Origin of the sequence: Hydrogenovibrio marinus, assembly GCF_013340845.1 — a bacterium.
Lineage (GTDB): Bacteria > Pseudomonadota > Gammaproteobacteria > Thiomicrospirales > Thiomicrospiraceae > Hydrogenovibrio > Hydrogenovibrio marinus.
Genome location: NZ_AP020335.1, coordinates 1,057,261 through 1,075,338, shown reverse-complemented (window position 1 = coordinate 1,075,338; position 18,078 = coordinate 1,057,261). Strand labels below are relative to the sequence as shown.

Annotated in this window: 16 protein-coding genes and 2 tRNA genes; 9 read left to right on the top strand and 9 right to left on the bottom strand. The window is 44.4% G+C overall.

Translation table 11 applies throughout. The features are described from left to right. Positions 1-24: 24 nt before the first annotated feature. Complete coding sequence (locus HVMH_RS05105) at positions 25-825, bottom strand: class I SAM-dependent methyltransferase (RefSeq protein ID WP_029908567.1); 801 nt, start codon at positions 823-825, stop codon at positions 25-27. A gap of 59 nt (positions 826-884) precedes the next feature. Here HVMH_RS05105 and gloB point away from each other — a divergent pair, with 59 nt between their 5' ends. From gloB to HVMH_RS05090, 3 genes are read left to right on the top strand one after another with little or no spacing between them, the layout of a single operon-like run. Next, positions 885-1,700, top strand: a complete 816-nt coding sequence (gloB, locus tag HVMH_RS05100; RefSeq protein ID WP_029908565.1) for a hydroxyacylglutathione hydrolase — start codon at positions 885-887, stop codon at positions 1,698-1,700. A gap of 10 nt (positions 1,701-1,710) precedes the next feature. Then, positions 1,711-3,384 carry a LysM peptidoglycan-binding domain-containing protein gene (locus HVMH_RS05095; protein WP_051622939.1) on the top strand — a complete coding sequence of 558 codons (1,674 nt, stop codon included), beginning with the start codon at positions 1,711-1,713 and terminating at the stop codon, positions 3,382-3,384. 1 nt (position 3,385) lies between these two features. Then, positions 3,386-5,407: a lytic transglycosylase domain-containing protein gene (locus HVMH_RS05090; RefSeq protein ID WP_155837639.1), complete on the top strand. Its 2,022-nt coding sequence runs from the start codon at positions 3,386-3,388 to the stop codon at positions 5,405-5,407. Between the two features lie 308 nt (positions 5,408-5,715). Here the strand turns inward: HVMH_RS05090 and cysS are convergent, their stop codons facing one another. Both cysS and glnS read right to left on the bottom strand, forming a co-directional pair. Then, complete coding sequence (gene cysS, locus HVMH_RS05085) at positions 5,716-7,092, bottom strand: cysteine--tRNA ligase (RefSeq protein ID WP_029908559.1); 1,377 nt, start codon at positions 7,090-7,092, stop codon at positions 5,716-5,718. A gap of 67 nt (positions 7,093-7,159) precedes the next feature. After that, a complete protein-coding gene (gene glnS / locus HVMH_RS05080) occupies positions 7,160-8,833 on the bottom strand; it encodes a glutamine--tRNA ligase (RefSeq protein WP_029908557.1) in 1,674 nt (557 codons plus the stop codon). 239 nt (positions 8,834-9,072) lie between these two features. Here glnS and HVMH_RS05075 point away from each other — a divergent pair, with 239 nt between their 5' ends. From HVMH_RS05075 to HVMH_RS05065, 3 genes are all read left to right on the top strand, one after another. Continuing rightward, positions 9,073-9,729: a peptidylprolyl isomerase gene (locus HVMH_RS05075; RefSeq protein ID WP_029908554.1), complete on the top strand. Its 657-nt coding sequence runs from the start codon at positions 9,073-9,075 to the stop codon at positions 9,727-9,729. A gap of 109 nt (positions 9,730-9,838) precedes the next feature. Then, positions 9,839-10,345 (top strand): peptidylprolyl isomerase, encoded by a 507-nt coding sequence (locus HVMH_RS05070; protein ID WP_029908552.1) that lies wholly within the window; start codon positions 9,839-9,841, stop codon positions 10,343-10,345. Between the two features lie 114 nt (positions 10,346-10,459). Next, positions 10,460-11,209: a UDP-2,3-diacylglucosamine diphosphatase gene (locus tag HVMH_RS05065; protein WP_029908550.1), complete on the top strand. Its 750-nt coding sequence runs from the start codon at positions 10,460-10,462 to the stop codon at positions 11,207-11,209. An 11-nt stretch (positions 11,210-11,220) separates the two neighbouring features. Here HVMH_RS05065 and HVMH_RS05060 read toward each other — a convergent pair whose 3' ends face one another. Both HVMH_RS05060 and HVMH_RS05055 read right to left on the bottom strand, forming a co-directional pair. Continuing rightward, entirely contained in the window at positions 11,221-11,607 is a 387-nt protein-coding gene (locus HVMH_RS05060) for a hypothetical protein (protein WP_155837638.1), read from the bottom strand. Positions 11,608-11,706: 99 nt separating this feature from the next. Next, positions 11,707-12,738 carry a UDP-2,3-diacylglucosamine diphosphatase gene (locus HVMH_RS05055; RefSeq protein WP_332102810.1) on the bottom strand — a complete coding sequence of 344 codons (1,032 nt, stop codon included), beginning with the start codon at positions 12,736-12,738 and terminating at the stop codon, positions 11,707-11,709. A gap of 74 nt (positions 12,739-12,812) precedes the next feature. On the opposite strand from HVMH_RS05055, the gene HVMH_RS05050 reads away from it, so the two are divergent. The 3 genes from HVMH_RS05050 to HVMH_RS05040 all read left to right on the top strand — a co-directional run bounded on the left by HVMH_RS05050 (position 12,813) and on the right by HVMH_RS05040 (position 16,455). Then, on the top strand, positions 12,813-13,841 hold the full coding sequence (locus tag HVMH_RS05050) for a glycosyltransferase family 4 protein (RefSeq protein WP_051622938.1): 1,029 nt from the start codon (positions 12,813-12,815) through the stop codon (positions 13,839-13,841). A gap of 153 nt (positions 13,842-13,994) precedes the next feature. Further along, positions 13,995-15,284 (top strand): DUF3419 family protein, encoded by a 1,290-nt coding sequence (locus tag HVMH_RS05045; protein WP_029908542.1) that lies wholly within the window; start codon positions 13,995-13,997, stop codon positions 15,282-15,284. Continuing rightward, on the top strand, positions 15,265-16,455 hold the full coding sequence (locus HVMH_RS05040) for a GNAT family N-acetyltransferase (RefSeq protein WP_155837636.1): 1,191 nt from the start codon (positions 15,265-15,267) through the stop codon (positions 16,453-16,455). The genes HVMH_RS05045 and HVMH_RS05040 overlap by 20 nt, the downstream gene beginning before the upstream one ends. Positions 16,456-16,463: 8 nt before the next feature. Here HVMH_RS05040 and HVMH_RS05035 read toward each other — a convergent pair whose 3' ends face one another. The 4 genes from HVMH_RS05035 to HVMH_RS05020 form a co-directional block, all read right to left on the bottom strand. Further along, positions 16,464-17,099 (bottom strand): DedA family protein, encoded by a 636-nt coding sequence (locus HVMH_RS05035; RefSeq protein ID WP_051622937.1) that lies wholly within the window; start codon positions 17,097-17,099, stop codon positions 16,464-16,466. Positions 17,100-17,236: 137 nt separating this feature from the next. Then, a complete protein-coding gene (locus tag HVMH_RS05030; protein WP_051622936.1) occupies positions 17,237-17,734 on the bottom strand; it encodes a nucleoside deaminase in 498 nt (165 codons plus the stop codon). Between the two features lie 160 nt (positions 17,735-17,894). Continuing rightward, positions 17,895-17,971, bottom strand: a tRNA-Val gene (locus tag HVMH_RS05025). Between the two features lie 17 nt (positions 17,972-17,988). Next, a tRNA-Leu gene (locus HVMH_RS05020) sits at positions 17,989-18,075 on the bottom strand. Positions 18,076-18,078 lie beyond the last annotated feature (3 nt).

Sequence of the window (18,078 nt, the reverse complement as noted above, 5' to 3'; positions counted from 1 at the left end):
CTTCTATCTCTTAAATTTTGGTTATTAACTCGTTTTCTTATCATTCACACTTGAAGAACGATGGTGTACTTCAGAGTTGGCAATTACCCGCCCTTTTTTCACTGTTTGCCAAGGTGCGAAGCGCCAGTTCAATCCTACCGGCGTTGGCGAGCCGACTTTTTTCCTGGCAACAATACAGTAAACATTACCCAAGTCCAAACCAACTTTATCCATCCAGTGCTCCAATATCAGTAGAAAACTACTAGGTTGGTAATTCTCAATATCCTTTGTGACACAGCTCAACGAGCTATAGGAAATTTTCTGGATTTCGTAGCCCAACACATTTAGCCAATCAACAACTCGGCTTTCTTTAACCAAATTGGCTCGCTTGAAAATTTGACTGTTTTCTCCAAACTTTTGACGTATGACATGACAACCAAATGGGTTGAAACCGGTAATCAAGACATGCCCTTCAGGAACAAGCATTTTATCCACCTGCCTTAGCAAGTGATAAGGATCGGAAACGGATTCCAGCGTATGCGGTAACAGCACAGCATCAATCGAATCATCCTTGAACGGCAGATAATTCAAATCCGTGAGTACGAATGCTTGGACTTTCTCCGAGGATAAATGTGATGGCCTAATCGCATCAGCAAACACCTTGCGACTAACGCGGCTGTTTTGTACAAGATCGTCCTCACAACTGATGCCCAGCTGCAATAGATAGTAACCAAATACTTTTTCTAAACTACGCTCAAGCAACAGCTTCTCGTCATTTAGAAGAGAAAGTCCCTTCGGAGTCTTATAAAAACGTGACAAAAATGTCTGGAACGTCGGATTCTGCATGAACATCTGTCATCAGATTTGTTAGAATTCTGTGATTATAACAGCTATAAAGGTCTGGAATGAACATCATTGGTTTGCCTACTGATTACGACAATTACATCTGGGTGATTCGCTCAGACGATGCCAATGTTCGTGAGGCTTGGATTGTCGATCCCGGCGAAAGTCATCGCGTTGTTCCTTACTTCCAGGAAAATCAGCTTTCTCTTGCCGGTATCTTGTTAACCCACCACCACTATGACCATGCTGATGGTATCCAAGATGTATTGAAAGCGCTTGGTGATGCGTCAGTGGTCAGCAACCCGAGAGGTCCATACAAACATGTGACCTATCCGGTTTTGGAAGGTGACAAGGTTCAAGTGCTTGATAAAACATTTGAAGTCTTGGAAATCCCCGGTCACACACATGAACATGTGGCATTTTATCACCCGGAAGCTTTGTTCTGCGGTGACGTCCTCTTTACAGCGGGTTGCGGCAAAACCTGGACGCAATCCCCCAAACCGATGGCCGAGTCTCTACTACGCTTAAGAGACCTGAACGATGACTGTTTGATTTACTGCGGACATGAGTACACCTTTGCCAACATCAACTTTGCCGCCATCGCCGAACCAGACAATGAAGCGGTTCAAAAGCGTAAGCAAGAGGTCTGGGAAAAAACCAAAGCCGGCATTCCCTGTGTACCAGAAAGATTGGGTGTTGAGAAGCAGACCAATCCATTTTTACGCTTTGATACAGAAAATTTAAAAGAAACCCTTATCAAACGACACCAATCCTTTTATAATTTTAAGTTGGATTCGAATGCTAATCTTTATGCAACTCTGCGTTCGTGGAAGGATTCGCTCGATAAGACCGGCATTTTAGAGTCTGGATTGGACTGATTTTTAAACTATGAGCTTTGTTCAAAAATATTTTTTTCTGTTAGGTTGTTTGGTTTTACCATTCGTTATGAATGGCTGTGCCTTAACACCTCTAAAATCAGAACCAAACGCCAGCGGGCAGACATCTAACTCAGGTGATGGTGACGCTACGACTGCTGAAAATGACGACGACGCAGATCCAAAACTGCCTATCGCCATGCCATCTGAAATGGATGATGCCGAAAGCTTGAGCTTTGAGCAAACCATTCAAAAAGCCACACTGGAAAAATACGACCTTGCTGAAACCGACACGCAGCGCCTAAAGAATTTTGTACACGCCCCAAACACTGAAGAAAACGACAACTTGTGGGAAGTACTTAGCCACAACTTCTTTCTAGCGCCTGCGCATGCAGAAGAATACAAGTCCTATATTGAATACTATCTAAAGCGCCGTAAATATCTAAAACGCGTTTCGATTCGTGCCAAACCCTATCTCTACTACATTTTGCAGGAAATCAAAAAACGCAAAATGCCGTATGAAATCGCATTATTGCCGGTTATCGAAAGTGGTTACTACCCATTTGCCCGCTCTTACGTCAGTGCTTCTGGTCTCTGGCAGTTCATGCCATCTACAGGACACCTTTACGGCCTACAGCATAACTGGTGGTATGACGGTCGTCAGGACATCTATAAGAGTACTCAAGCTGCCTTGGATTACCTACAGCAACTTTACGTCATGAACGACTATGATTGGTTATTAGCCCTTGCCTCGTACAATGCCGGATTGGGTAATGTACTGAAAGCCCAAAGAAAATATTTGAAGAAGCACTCTAACGGCAACCCTAACTTCTGGAACATCCGCCGTTATTTACCTCAAGAAACCAAACGCTACGTTCCTCAACTATTAGCCATTGCCTACCTAATTGACCACCAATCCGAATACAACATTCACTTAGAACCCATTGAGAACGCGCCTTACTTTGATGACTTAAAGCTAACACAGCAAATCAACTTAAGAAACGTTGCCAAAGCAACGCAAACGGATCTGCAACTGCTAAAAGTTTTGAACCCTGGTTTCCTTCGCGTGGCAACCCCCCCCAATGCCAAGCATCGTTTACTGTTGCCGGCTGACATTGCCAACGATTTCAGAAAACAATACGAAGACAACCCTGAAAAATTCAAAGTCAATTGGGCGAGACATGTCATCAAGCCAGGCGAGAGTTTGTTAGTCATTGCACACAAATACCACACCTCAGCGAGCGAGATCAAAAAGCTGAACGGCTTGAACAACAACTTGATTCGCGCAGGTCACACCTTGCTGATCCCAGTTCCTAAAAACCAAATTACCGCCGTCCGTCTAGCCGAAAATAAGAAAAAACCCTATAAGGGAAATAAGTATTACCATACCGTCCGCCCTGGTGAGAGCTTGTGGACGATTGCCCGTTACTACAATGTTTCAACAAGAACACTGTGCGAATGGAATCGCATTAGTATCCGCACACCACTTCGTAAGGGACAGAAGCTCGAAATACGCTCAAACAAATATGGTAAAAAGTTTACTTACACTCTGAAAAAGGGTGAGAGTTTGTGGATTGTCGCGCAGAAATACTCTGTTACCACAACTGAATTATGCAACTGGAACGGGCTCCGGAAGTCACAGGTTGTTCAACCTGGAACGAAGCTAGACGTCTGGGTTAAAAGTTAGCGTGATTGTTAAGCAGATTATCGAAAGTACTCTCAAAAGAAATGCTGCTTCACTCTCCCTACTGCTAACGATTGCCGTTTTTTCGGTTTTCCTCTCGACAAACACCTACAGCTCTACCGGCAACCTAGATAGAAGCAAGCTCACAAAAGATCAAAGAGATTTCCTGAATGGCTACGAAGCCATCAAAGCAAATGATCGCCCATTGATAGCTTTCTACAAAAAAGAGCTACAAGATTATGTGCTCTACCCCTACTTATCTTATTTGGACATCAAATACCATCTCAAGTCCACTCCAGAATCGCAGATAGACCACTTTCTAGAGCGTTACCCAAACAGTACTCTCACCCCCTTCTTGATTAAGCACTACCTAGAATACCTCGGAAAAAACCATTACTCGGAACGCTATCTCAAATATTACAACCTGAGACCACAAAGCGATTCCAAACTACAGTGCTACTACTTTGATGCTCGCATCAGACTGAATCAGACCGATGATGTATTGGCACTTGGCGCTCGTTTTTGGCGTAGTCAGGAAAAGCTGCCCCACACCTGTCGCCTACTCGAGAAGGAACTTCATAAAGCCAATCGCATTACCGGCTCTATGGTATGGGAACGCATCCAACTCAATATGCTAAAAGGACACTTGATCCAATCCACGAGACTGGCAAGGCATCTTTCTCCACAAGGTAGAAAAACGCTCAAGTACTGGATAGCCGTTTATCGTTCCCCGGAAAAAGTCACTGAAAACATGCCTAGTTATGTGCCTGCAGTGATTCGGAAACCCATTTTTAAACAGGGGGTTACCCGTTTATCCTATTCCAATCCAAAACTGGCCATGCACATGCTCCAGCATCGTTCTGAACAATACGGACTTAGCCGTCTGGAACAACAAAAGCTTTCCCGCCAGATTTCATTGCGCTTTGCTTACCAATATATGCCAGAAGCCCAAGGCTACCTCAGAGATTTGGATCAAGCCGTTCAAAGCGAGAAAGTCATGAACTGGCGCCTACAACTTGCCATCCGTCACTCCAACTGGATTAACTACCTTGACCTGTATGATTTGCTGCCAGACGATATGCAGCAACAAAATCGCTGGCGCTATTGGAAAGCGCGTGCTTATGAATCTCTTAACGAATTCAGACAAGCTAAGCCGATATTTCAAACACTGGCGAAAGAACGCAACTTCTACGGTTTCATGTCTGCTGACAAACTCAACCAGCCTTACCGTTTCAACCCTGCGCCTGAAAAGTCATTTGATATGGACAAACTCACGCAAAAATACCCTCAACTCAACGCCATTAAAGAGTTGATTGCCATTCATTGGACGCACAGTTTAAAACGTGAGTGGTATCACCTGCTACAGCGTGTCGAGCCGAACGATATCGAAGCTGTCGCAAACTACATGTCAGACTCGCAACAACATCACCTCGCCATCCAGACCATTGCCAAAGCAAAAATGTGGGACGACTTAGAGTTACGCTTCCCAACACCTTATAGACAACCTGTTTTAAATGCCGCTAAAAAGCATACAGTTGACCCTGCTTGGGTATACGGCGTTATGCGACGAGAAAGTGCCTTCTCCCCTACCATTAGCTCTCACGCTGGTGCGACAGGTCTAATGCAACTATTGCCTAACACTGCTCGCTATATTGGTAAGAAAATCGGATTTAAACGCAAACAATACACGCATCTGACAAATGCAGAGTCAAACATACAGCTTGGCAGTGCTTACTTAAGCTATCTGGAAGATAAGTATGATGGTAATCGCATTTTAGCGACGGCTGCCTATAACGCAGGACCGGATAGAGTAGACAGCTGGATTCCAAAAGATATGCAAATCTCGGCCGATCAATGGATCGACACCATTCCCTTTACCGAAACACGAGATTACGTCAAAGCCGTCATGGAATACACCACTATTTTCAAATCGGTTTTAAGCAAGCACTATGATCGCCTGCGAAACTTCATGAAGCCTATTGGCTCAGGCAATAACAAATTAGTCGCAACTAACGATAAGAATTGAGGACTGGTAAATTTTAGATAAAAAAAAACCCTAGGGACAAACTAGGGCTTAAATAAAATTATTTCTTGAATTATTTAAGAAATAATCAGAGGAGGATACTCATGAAGAAACATGAATAAATAAAGTATATGAGTTTTCTCTTATATTGTCAAACATTAATATGTAAAAAAGTTATTAAAAATTATAAACTTACTTAATGCAAAACCATATTTTTAAAAAGGTTTTTACTATAAAATGCTTATAGACAGAGGCTTAGCGAGCCTGGCGATTGTTAAATTTTTATGATTTTTTTATCAAAAAAATATTAATCACACTTTTCTCCAAGTAGTACCTTGAGGAGAATCTAGCAACTCAATTCCTTGCGCTAACAATTCATCACGAATTTGATCCGAACGAGCAAAATCTTTATTCTTTCTTGCTTCCGCGCGCTCATCAATCAAAGACTGAATCGCATCATCCGTCAAATCTGATTGTGAAGGCTGAGATTTAAAGAATACAGTTGCATCCTGCTCCAACAAACCAATTTGGTTCGCCAGTTTTTTCAACAAACCGCCCAACGTTTCAGACTTGGTCTTATTCACTTCTTTCGCCAACTCAAACAACACTGCCATCGCCTGAGGGGTATTGAAGTCGTCGTTCATCGCATCGTTGAATTCAACTTCATAGTTTGTACCCTCTTCGGCGGCGGTCAACTGTTCTGGCGTAAAGCTTTCCAATGCCGAATATAAGCGCGACACACTGGACTTCGCGACTTCTAAATTATCTTCCGAATAATTCACAGGGCTGCGGTAATGACTCGCCAATAGGAAATAACGGATCACTTCCGGGTGATACAACTTCAACACTTCACGAATGGTGAAAAAGTTACCCAAAGACTTGGACATCTTCTCGTCATCCACGCGTACAAAACCACAATGCATCCATGTATTCACATAATGCTCGCCCGTCGCACATTCCGACTGAGCGATTTCGTTTTCATGATGCGGGAAACTCAAATCCATCCCCCCACCATGAATATCGAAGTGGTTGCCTAGACATTTGGTAGACATGGCCGAACATTCTATATGCCAACCCGGACGCCCTTCTCCCCAAGGTGAAGACCAAGCCGGTTCGTTTTCTTTTGAAGCTTTCCAAAGCACAAAATCCAAAGGATCTTTTTTAACTTCATTCACTTCGACGCGAGCACCGGATTCCAAGTCATCGATGTTTTTACCCGACAAGCGGCCATAGTCTTCATCAGACTTCACATTGAAATAAACATCACCGTTTTCCGCTGGATAAGCATGCCCTTTTTCAATCAACGTCGAAATCATGCTCTCAATATCTTGCATGTGCTCTGTCGCAAGTGGCTCGATGTCGGGACGTAAAACATTCATCGCCGCTTCGTCTTCGTGCATGGCATCGATAAAACGACCCGTCAAAGATTGGATGCTTTCACCATTCTCCAATGCACGCTTAATGATCTTGTCATCGATATCGGTAATATTTCGCACATAGGTCACGTTATAACCCAACGCTCTCAGGTGGCGCACAACCGTATCAAAAACGACCATGACACGTGCGTGACCGATGTGACAATAATCGTAAACCGTCACCCCACAAACATAGATACCGACTTCATTGTCGTGGATCGGTTTAAAGGTTTCTTTTTGACGGGTTTCCGTGTTGTAAATCTGTAAGGACATGCTGTTTCCTGTATTTCAGAAAAGTTGTCAGGCGTGTAGAAAACACGCCTTCCAGTGAATCATAGACTTATTGAGCTTGCGTCCAGGTGTCGCGCAAGCCAACTGTTTTGTTGAAGACCAATCCTTCTGACTTGTTGTCACGGCAGAAGTAACCTTCTCGTTCAAACTGATACGCGACTTCCGGGACAGAATCTGCCAGGTTGGGTTCAACAAACCCTTGCATTATTTTCAAAGATTCTGGGTTCAATACCGACTCAAAGTCTTCTGACTTGCCAGGGTTTTCAACGGTAAATAAACGATCATACAGCCGGAACTCAGCCGGAACGGCTTTAGTCGCCTCAACAAAGTGAATAACCCCTTTCACTTTACGTCCGTCTGCTGGGTTTTTACCCAGGGTTTCCGGGTCATAAGAACAATAAAGCGTGGTGACATTGCCTGCTGCATCTGTCTCGAATCTTTCCGCTTTAACGATATAAGCGTTACGCAAACGTACTTCTTTGTCTATCGCCAAACGCTGCCATTTCTTATTTGGTGCTTCTTCAATGAAGTCCGCTCTATCGATGTACAGCTCACGGCTAAAGAAAATCTCACGTTTGCCCATCTCTTCATTCTGCGGATGAACTGGCGCTTGAATCGATTCAACCTGACCTTCAGGATAGTTTTCGATAATCACCTTGATTGGGTCGATAACGCCCATTGTTCTCGGTGCAACCACATTCAAATCATCACGAATAGACGCTTCAAGAATGCTCATTTCCGTCATGCTGTCGACTTTTGAAATCCCGATACGTTCTGCAAAGTCACGTAAAGACGCAGGCGTATAGCCACGGCGACGCATACCAGAGACTGTCGGCATACGAGGATCGTCCCACCCAGAAACCAGCTTATCGTCAACCAACTGGTGCAGCTTACGCTTTGACATCACGGTATAAGCCAAGTTCAATCTTGAGAACTCATATTGATGTGGACGATCCGGCTTGTTAAAGTCGTCCAAATTATCCAGCACCCAGTCATATAAACGACGGTTGTCTTGGAACTCCAACGTACAAAGCGAGTGGCTAATACCTTCAATCGCATCGGAAATGCAATGCGCAAAGTCATACATAGGATAAATACACCAAGCATCGCCTGTTTGATGATGTGTTTCGAAACGAATACGGTAGAGCGTTGGGTCACGCATGCACATGAAGCTAGAAGCCATATCAATTTTGGCACGCAGCACGCACTCACCTTCTTTAAACTCACCTTGGCGCATCTTTGTGAACAACACCAAGTTTTCGTCTGCAGAGGTATCACGGTATGGGCTGTTTTTGCCCGGCTCTTTCAAAGTACCACGCGCTTCACGCATCTCTTCTGGTGAAGAAAAATCAACATACGCCAAGCCTTTGTTAATCAACTCGACGGCATAGTCATGAAACTGCTGGAAATAGTTTGACGAGTAACGCGGCTCGCCTTCCCATTTAAAGCCAAGCCAAGCAACATCACGCATGATGGACTCAACATACTCGATATCTTCTTTGGTAGGATTGGTATCATCAAAGCGCAGGTTACAAGCGCCGTTATAGTCTTCCGCCAAGCCAAAGTTCAAACAAATCGACTTTGCATGGCCGATGTGCAAGTAACCGTTCGGTTCAGGTGGAAAGCGCGTATGAACGTGATCGTGCTTGTGTGAGGCTAAGTCTTCGTCAATGATATGACGGATGAAATTGGTCGGTTTATCGATTGCTTCGTTTTGACTCATTATGCAAAAACCCTTTACTCCAATCCTTTTGAATTTTCGATGCTGATTAATAATCGAAAAATTATAGCATTATCAGCCGCGGCAAAGCGGGTAATTCATGTTAGAATCACACCAATTTTATGCCTCGACGGCAGCGCGAAGTCATTCATAAAACTTCACAAGCTCGTCGACTCTCGCATGACAATTTTCTCAACGAACTTCGGCACTCAAACCGAATGCGACCGCTACGAGGAACGCTTATGACACAACCAGTGAAACAACACTCTTTGCTAAACAGACGCGTACTGTTTACCGGACTCTTCTCAACATTCTTTGCTTTAGCAACACTTGGCTTGATGTTCTCACCCTTTTCAAAGGCCAATGCAGATGGCAGCGCTTATGACAACGTCAAAACCAATCCTCATGTTCTGATTCAAACCAACATGGGTGACATCACCGTTGAGCTGTTTCCAAACAAAGCACCTAAAACGGTCGCCAACTTCCTACGTTACGTGAACGAACACTTTTATGATGGCACCATCTTCCATCGTGTCATTCCTAACTTCATGATTCAAGGTGGTGGGTTTACAACGGATCTACAGAAAAAGCCAACCCATGAACCGATTCCAAACGAAGCGGACAACGGCTTGCGTAACCGCATCGGCACCCTTGCGATGGCAAGAACCAATGACCCTAACTCGGCAACAGCACAGTTCTTCATCAATGTGGCGCAAAACACCTTTTTGGATTTCCGTGAAAAAACTGACCGTGCTTGGGGCTATGCCGTATTTGGTCGCGTGATCAAAGGCATGAAAGTCGTCAACCATATTCGCATGGTCAAAACCGGCTTCAAAAACGGTATGGGGGATGTACCGAATAACCCAGTGGTTATTATCAAAGCAACACAAATTCAATAATAGCTGGCACCCCCAACCTGGCAGATTTTGTTGAAAAACAAAAATCTGCCACTACTAACTATTCGACAACTTTAAAAAGACAACTTAGAAAAAGAAGAAAGGAAACAGCATGACTCAAGTCACCTTCAAAACCAACATGGGCGACATCACTGTCGAAGTCGATTACGAAAATGCACCCGTCGGTGCAGAAAACTTTGTGCACTATGCAATGGAAGGATTCTATAACGGTACCATTTTCCACCGAATCATTCCAGGCTTCATGGTGCAAGGTGGCGGTATGCTTCCAGGCATGGAAGACAAACCTTCAGGTGACCCTATTGAAAACGAAGCGGACAACGGCTTGAAAAACGTACGTGGCTCTGTCTCTTATGCGCGTACCATGGAACCTCATTCAGCAACCACTCAGTTCTTCATGAACTTGGTTGATAACGCTTTCCTGGATCACACGTCAAAAGACGTTCACGGTTGGGGCTATGCCGTATTCGGTAAAATCGTTGAAGGCATGGATGTGCTAGATGCCATGGCAAAAGTTGCAACAACCAGCCGCCGCGGTCATCAGGACGTACCTGTAGAAGACATTATTGTTGAAAAGACCATCGTAAAAGAAGACGACTAACCTCTTCGAAGAAAGTGCTTGGTGGCAAACCGAGCACTTCTCCCATCTCGCAACTTAACTTTTTCTGTTTCTCAGGCTAGAATGCTTAGAATTCCAGCTAAAGACAATCATTACATGCCCTTTTCTCTGATTACCGCTGATATCCATTTACAACCGGATGAAACCCACCCGATCAACCAAGCGTTTTATCGTTTCTTAGAAGAGGATGCGCCGCAAGCGGAAGCCTTGTATCTGATTGGTGATATTTTTGAAATGTGGGTGGGTGACGACGTTGGCTTGGAAACCTTTCCCAAAGCGATTCAACACCTCTCTGACCTGGTAAAAAAAGGCACTCGCGTGTACTTAATGTTCGGCAATCGTGATTTTCTGATGAAATCTGCCTTCTGGAAGGCAACTGGCATTCAACCGCTCAGCGACCCCAACCTGGTAGATTTTTATGGTGAAAAAATCCTGCTGAGCCATGGCGACAGCTTGTGTATTGACGACAAGGAATATCAAAAGATGCGCCGCTGGTTCCGTAATCCGGTCATTCAATGGTTGTTTTTGTGTTTGCCAAAAGCCAAGCGTCTGGCAATTGGCGAAAACATGCGAAAGAAATCTCAGCAGTACAATCAGAATAAAGCGGACAACATTATGGATGTGAATCAGGGCGCTGTAGAAAGCCTGTTGGCTCGCTATCCGGAATGCAATCACTTGGTTCACGGCCACACGCACCGCCCTGGAGAACAAACCTTTATGGTCGAAGGTGTAGAAAAGCACCGTTGGATATTGGGAGACTGGCGCCCAGAAACCCAATTACTTAAGGTCACTGAACGCCCAGGACAATCGCCTGAAATTGAATGGCTATTCTTAAACGGAAATTAAGTTCCCGAGACCTAGAGTTCCAGTTTCAAAAACTTGAAGGTCAAAGCCCCATCAGGCTCTAGTGAAAAGCGAACCTTTTCTTTCACCCGCCCTTCTTCCTGCGTGCCGGAGCATGTCCAGCCGATTTGCCAATCATAGGAATAATCACAACGGAAAAGATTGTCTTTCACGTAAACCACATCATCTACCGTCAGGTTGCCGGCATAGACCGCTGCTTGGCTGATATGTGACATATCCTGAACCATCTCAGCTTCTAGCTCAGCCTGTTCCATTTGCGCCAATTGTTTGGTAATACAGACCTTCAACCTTGCGACTAATGACGCAATGTACTCTGCTTGTTCGTATGAAGTCGACAAGACATCCGTCTCGCTGACCAATTGCATGCAATGAAGTTTCATAGAAATGCACTCACTAATAATACTGAGTGCATGATACTGAAAATGACGCTGAATTACAGGAAAAGCTTAGTGAAAAGCAATGCTTGGGAATGCTTGTGATTAAACCGTAACGCTCTCTTTGTCGTCAGCTTTAGTACTCACATCGTCTTGAGATTCGCCTGCTGGCTCATTTGAAAATGCCGCTTTGGTATTGTGATCAATATCTACCCAGCGTAACAGTTTCATCTTGCCTTCAGTGGTTTCAACAATCGCCGTGCAGCTTTCCACCCAATCACCACAGTTGTAGTAATCAATCCCCTCGATATCACGAATCTCAGGATGGTGAATATGACCGCAAACAACCCCTTGGTAACCGTGCAAATGACAATCTTTCACTACCGCTTCTTCATAAGCGGTGATAAACGCCACGGCAGATTTCACCTTTTGCTTCACATAAGAAGATAGCGACCAATAGCGCATACCAAACAACTGGCGAACCTTGTTAAAATGGGTGTTGAAACGCACCAAGGTTTCATATCCCCAATCTCCAAGCACCGCCAACCATTTACGGGTTTGCACTACACTGTCGTACTTATCGCCATGAACCACAAGTAGGCGATCGCCATTCACACAACGATGTTCTGTCTGATCGGTCAGTAGAATGTTTCCGAAATCGATACCGGAATAACGACGTAAAAATTCGTCATGGTTTCCCGTGACGAAAATCACTTTTGTGCCACGTTTGGCTTTCGTCAAAATACGTCGAATAACGTTAGTGTGTTCTTGGGGCCAGAAGATGCGTTTTCTCAAACGCCAACCGTCGATGATGTCACCAACAAGATAGAGTGTCTCGCAATGATTATATTTGAGGAAATCGGCCAAAAACTCGGCTTTCGCCCCTTTGGAACCCAGATGCACATCCGAGATGAATATGGTTTTATAATGCTGATGATGGTGCGTATTTTCCGCAACAATCAAATCGTCTTTAGCAATGGAAGCCATCCAGTCTGGCATACTATCGAGTTTTTGTCGGTCTTGCATTATCCACACTTCCTCAATTATTTGCGTCAGTCTAACCATCAAAAGTTGCATTTTCATCACAGTTAAATGTCGGTTAGATGACAACAACAACTTTGTTGAAATCGGTTTCATAAATCTTTCATTTCTTAGTGTATTTTTTCGATTACCTTACCCACCTAACGCGAACTCAAGAAAAGAATAATAAGATGCATGTTGAATCCCCTATTCGTAAATTTGCCTTAATCACTGATGCCTGGACACCACAAGTAAATGGAGTCGTCACCACCCTGACTCAGATGGTCAGAGAACTTGAGCAAAAAGACATTACTGTCGAGGTGTTTCAGCCCAACGATTACAAATTTTTTCCGATGCCGACCTACCCTGAAATCCCGGTTGTCTGGTCAGCTGAGAACCTTGAAAGACGCCTGTTGGATTTTCTTCCTGATGCCATTCATATCGCTACCGAAGGTGGTTTGGGATGGCGTGCTCGCAACATCTGTTTGAAACACAAACTGCCGTTTACCACGGGTTACCACACCAAATACCCTGAGTACATTCATCAGCGTTTTCCCGTGCCGGCGAGTTGGATTTATTCCTTATTAAGACGCTTCCACAACAAGGGGCAGATGACTTATGTCCCTTCAGAGTCAACACTTAAGGAGCTGAAAGAACATGGTTTCAAGTCTTTGACCGTTGTCACCCGTGGCGTCGATACCGATACCTTTAACCCAAACCGCCGTATTGAAATGGATTTTCCTAAGCCTATCTATCTATCGGTTGGCCGCGTCGCGCCGGAAAAAAATCTGGAAACCTTTTTGGATTTAGATCTACCCGGTACGAAGGTGATTGTCGGTCGAGGACCGATATTGGAAGAACTCCAAGAACGCTATCCTGATGCGGTTTTTGTCGGCGCCAAATTCGGTGAAGAATTGGCGACCTATTACGCCAGTGCAGATGTCTTTGTATTCCCATCCCTAACCGATACTTACGGCGTGGTAAACATTGAAGCCATTGCGTGTGGATTACCGGTTGCCGCCTTCCCGGTGACAGGGCCAAAAGACATCATCACCCAAGGGCTGAACGGCTGGATGGACAATGACCTTAAAGTCGCCGTTGAAAAATGTTTAACGCTAGATCGCAGCCAGGTTGCGGACTCTATCGGCGGGTTGACTTGGGATGAAGCGGCAGATCAATTCCTCAGCAATCTGAGCTATATTGACTGGAACGAAGACTGATTTTTTTGTTGATGCAAGCCGAAGATGTTTTTTCGGTTTCGCTGTCATATTCCCATCACAAATTCGTCATATAACTTCTTTGTTTTGGTCACGGTTTCTTCATATTTGACGGTTAAGTTATTGTCTAATGCAATTTAGATGAAAGTGAGAACCATGAGCTTATCCAGCCCAACCGTTGAAACCGGCTTAGAAACCACCCCTGAAAACGAACAACCAACCAAAGCGACTAAAGAACTACTCAAGTCCGCTGTCAACAACACCTCCATTTTCAGCCGCAAAGGCTTGTTGGACAGACTGTTTACCAAATGGTTCGATCGTTTGGTCTACCCTCAAATCTGGGAAGACCCTGAAGTAGATATCCAAGCACTAGGGTTAGACGAGCATTCTCACGTTTTCACCATTTCTTCCGGTGGTTGTAACGCATTGAACTACCTGACGGTAAAACCAGAATCCATTACGGTTGTTGACCTTAACGAAGCGCATATTGCTTTAATCAAACTAAAGCTAGCGGCGATTCAACACTTGGAACAAGAAGCATTTTTTGACTTCTTCGGTAAAGCTGACCTTACCAAGAACCTAGATACCTACTACGGTAAGCTTTCTCAACACCTAGATGAAAAGACTCGACAATATTGGGAAACCAAAGAAAACTTCTGGTCAAAACCTCGCATCCACTATTTTACAGATGGCTTTTACCGCCACGGTTTGTTGGGGCGTTTTATCGGCTTGATTCACTGGGTATGTAAACTCTACGGTTATGACATCAGCAAAGTGATGCTAGCGCACACTGCCGAAGAACAGCAAGCTCTCTTCAACGAACATGTCGCACCCGTATTTGAAACACGTCTATTGAAATTCCTATGTAGCCGTTCGATTGTCATGTACAGCTTGGGGATCCCACCCGCTCAATTTGATGAGATGGACAAAGAATCCAAACAGATGAAGCTAGGCATGCACGAGTTGATGAAAGAGCGTGCTCGACGTCTAGCATGTGATTTCCCTCTGGAAACCAATTATTTCGCATGGCAGGCTTTCAATAGAAGCTATGACTTAAAACGTCGTCTTGCGGTTCCAAGATATTTGATGGCTGAGCACTATGACACACTTCAGCAAAATCTGGATCATGTTGCCGTCTTCCATCAATCCATGACAGACAGACTAAAAGCCATGCCGGACAATAGTTTGAGTTCTTATTTGTTCCTGGATGCACAAGACTGGATGGATGAAAACCAATTGACCGAACTATGGCAAGAAGTCAACCGTACTGCCATGCCAGGTGCTCAAGTGGTCTTTAGAACCGCAGGTGAAGTGTCTCCTTTGGAAGACAAGCTTCCAGAGCACATTCTTGCACCATGGAAAACCGACATCGAACAAAACCGTGCTTGGACATTAAAAGATCGTTCAGCAATCTACGGTGGTGTCCATGTCTATCATCACCAGTAAACACCCTCTTTTGAACGATAAACATGATGCAGCGCTTACTAGCGCTCATCATGAACCTGAGTTGAATACTTCAGCCATTGAGTTCCTATCTAGCCTGCAGGCTGAAAAGTATGTCGATCTCATTCGCCAAACGCCAATAGACAACATTCAAACCGACTATAAGCTGGTAACCATAGGCAACACCCTCTTGCCGATGAGCATCAATGATACCGAGTATGAAAACAGCTATGTCTGCTCGCCTTATACTGCTTATATCAGCTATGCAAAAGACGAACTGGGGTTGCTTAACAATCCTCTACTTCAAGGCTTGATTGGCACAGGCATGAGTGTTGCCGGCAGCTTTCTGAAACTCGCTAAGCTCAACCGTACCTTGTCGTTGAATAATTGGCTGGTATCGACCAATCTATTGCCCAAGCTCAACCCTTATGAGCTGAATAAAACCACACAACGTCTGATTAAAGATTTCCCAACCCACTCGTTGAGTATTCGTTCTTTAAATGCGACTCACAATCCTGTCTTGATGCAAACGTTATCCGATCAAGGTTGGTTATTGATTCCAGCACGTCAGGTCTATTTGTTCGAACCTCATCAAACCTGGTGGAAACGTAATCACACTAAAAAAGATCAATCCTTACTGCGTAAAGTCGAAGCTGGCAAAACGTCTTTAACCTGGCTTAAGCCAGAAAGTTTGAAGCCTCATCACTTTGCAGAAATCGCACAGTGTTTTCATAAACTTTTTATTGAAAAACATTCACGTTATAACCCGCAGTTTGACACAGATTTCTTAAAGGCCATGCATGACAATGAAATGGTTGAATTCCACAGTTTCACTGATGAAACCGGGCGTATCATCGCTTCCATCGGATTGTTTACCCAACAGAATATCATCACCACACCGATTGTTGGCTACGACACGGATTTACCGCAAGAGTTAGGACTTTACAGATTGCTGATGGCGGTATTATTACGCTTAACGCATGAGCGTAAGCAACCGATGAATTTGAGTTCTGGTGCAGGTGGCTTCAAAAGAGCGCGCGGCGGTGAGCCGACACTGGAATACACAGCCTTTTACTGCCGCCATTTACCTTGGCATCGCAGAGTGATTCACTCAGGTTTTTCTGGGCTGGTGAATCGTTACGCACCGCAAATGTTTGAACAACACCAGATTTAAACTGTTACTTAAGATTGATTTGAGTTTTGCTGTACGGGCTTGTGGGCTTCTATAGTGTCAGTTTCATCAGCAGGTTTTTCTTTCTTAGCTTGTTTGCCCGTCCAAACATAATGCACTAACCAAGCCAAGATTGCCAAAACCGCAATACCACCCAATAGCCACATTTCATATTTCTTGATTTCGCCCATCACACTTTCAACAACCTGACCGAACAGGTAACCCAAAGTACCGACGGTAATCGCCCAAATCAAAGCACCAATCATATTCAAAATCAAAAAACGCACTGGCGATATGCCGCTTGCGCCTATCGCAAAAGGCGTCACACTTCTCAGCCCATACAAAAAACGAAATCCCAAAATCAGTGGTACCTGATGACGGTGTAATAAATCAAAGACCTTTTTGGTCGGCTTGTGCCAGCGTGGGCGCTTCTCGATAAAATCCATGCCCTTTGCTCGCCCGATATAGAAATAAAGCTGATCACCACTCAAAGAACCGATAAATGCTACTGCGATGACGGTTGTCAGATCTAGGTAACCACTGTGGGCGGCCAAACCACCTAATACAAGAATGGTTTCCCCTTCTAAAAAAGTACCCACGAGAATGGCCCAATAGCCATATTCCGAAATAAGAGACGTTAAAGACATAGTTATGAATGAAATTCTTTATATGAAGGTTAAATGTAGGTTACGCAAGCACTACAGCTTTGTAGCATTCGGGACAGTCTACCGCAGAATTACGACAAGATGATGACCAGAAATTGAATTTACCCGATTTAACGCACTTAGTAAGGAATCTTATCGGTTTTTTGCTTCCACTCTTCAAAAGGTTTGATCGCTTCATCCGCCAAGAGTCTTAATGTTGGAATGACTCTTTCTTCAACGGGCTTAGGAATTTCCCGGTAAAGCATTTCATCGTCAAAGCCGATATCCGCAGCATCTTCACGGGAGTTGGCGTAGTAAATCTTATCCAACCTAGCCCAATAAATCGCGCTCAAGCACATCGGACAGGGTTCGCAACTGGTGTAGATTTCACAACCGGATAAATCGAATGTTTCCAGCTTTTGACACGCTTTGCGAATGGCATCCACCTCGGCGTGCGCAGTCGGGTCATTGCTTGATGTTACTTGGTTAAACCCTTCCGCAATGACGTCACCGTCTTTTACAACCACCGCACCAAAAGGTCCGCCAAATCCGGCTTCCATCTTTTCTGCGGATAGCTGAATCGCTTTTCGCATTAAGGATTGTTCAGAGACACTAAAGCCTTGCTCACATTTACACATAGGTTTTCTTTCCAACTACTCTATGACTAGCTTTCACTCAAGATACTATTTTCGACTCAGAGACGAAAATTCAAAATATGAGGGATATTCTACAATCAACTCGCAAAGATAAACGGACAATCACCATAAAAGGCAAACGTAAGGAAGTTAAGGAAATAATTGGTACGACCGAGTGGACTCGAACCACCGACCCCCACCATGTCAAGGTGGTGCTCTAACCAACTGAGCTACGGTCGTATAGAGAGGAAAATAAATGGTACCAGTGGGCGGACTCGAACCGCCACGGTGTCACCACCAACGGATTTTGAATCCGTCATGTCTACCAATTTCATCACACTGGCATG

Bases quoted from the DNA above. Each gene is read 5' to 3' on its own strand.
- gloB (WP_029908565.1), top strand. From the start codon at position 885: ATGAACATCATTGGTTTGCCTACTGATTACGACAATTACATCTGGGTG.
- glnS (WP_029908557.1), bottom strand. From the start codon at position 8,833: ATGAGTCAAAACGAAGCAATCGATAAACCGACCAATTTCATCCGTCAT.
- HVMH_RS05050 (WP_051622938.1), top strand. From the start codon at position 12,813: ATGCATGTTGAATCCCCTATTCGTAAATTTGCCTTAATCACTGATGCC.
- HVMH_RS05075 (WP_029908554.1), top strand. From the start codon at position 9,073: ATGACACAACCAGTGAAACAACACTCTTTGCTAAACAGACGCGTACTG.
- HVMH_RS05070 (WP_029908552.1), top strand. From the start codon at position 9,839: ATGACTCAAGTCACCTTCAAAACCAACATGGGCGACATCACTGTCGAA.
- HVMH_RS05095 (WP_051622939.1), top strand. From the start codon at position 1,711: ATGAGCTTTGTTCAAAAATATTTTTTTCTGTTAGGTTGTTTGGTTTTA.
- HVMH_RS05045 (WP_029908542.1), top strand. From the start codon at position 13,995: ATGAGCTTATCCAGCCCAACCGTTGAAACCGGCTTAGAAACCACCCCT.
- HVMH_RS05040 (WP_155837636.1), top strand. From the start codon at position 15,265: ATGTCTATCATCACCAGTAAACACCCTCTTTTGAACGATAAACATGAT.
- cysS (WP_029908559.1), bottom strand. From the start codon at position 7,092: ATGTCCTTACAGATTTACAACACGGAAACCCGTCAAAAAGAAACCTTT.
- HVMH_RS05060 (WP_155837638.1), bottom strand. From the start codon at position 11,607: ATGAAACTTCATTGCATGCAATTGGTCAGCGAGACGGATGTCTTGTCG.
- HVMH_RS05035 (WP_051622937.1), bottom strand. From the start codon at position 17,099: ATGTCTTTAACGTCTCTTATTTCGGAATATGGCTATTGGGCCATTCTC.
- HVMH_RS05030 (WP_051622936.1), bottom strand. From the start codon at position 17,734: ATGTGTAAATGTGAGCAAGGCTTTAGTGTCTCTGAACAATCCTTAATG.
- HVMH_RS05105 (WP_029908567.1), bottom strand. From the start codon at position 825: ATGCAGAATCCGACGTTCCAGACATTTTTGTCACGTTTTTATAAGACT.
- HVMH_RS05055 (WP_332102810.1), bottom strand. From the start codon at position 12,738: ATGAAACCGATTTCAACAAAGTTGTTGTTGTCATCTAACCGACATTTA.
- HVMH_RS05065 (WP_029908550.1), top strand. From the start codon at position 10,460: ATGCCCTTTTCTCTGATTACCGCTGATATCCATTTACAACCGGATGAA.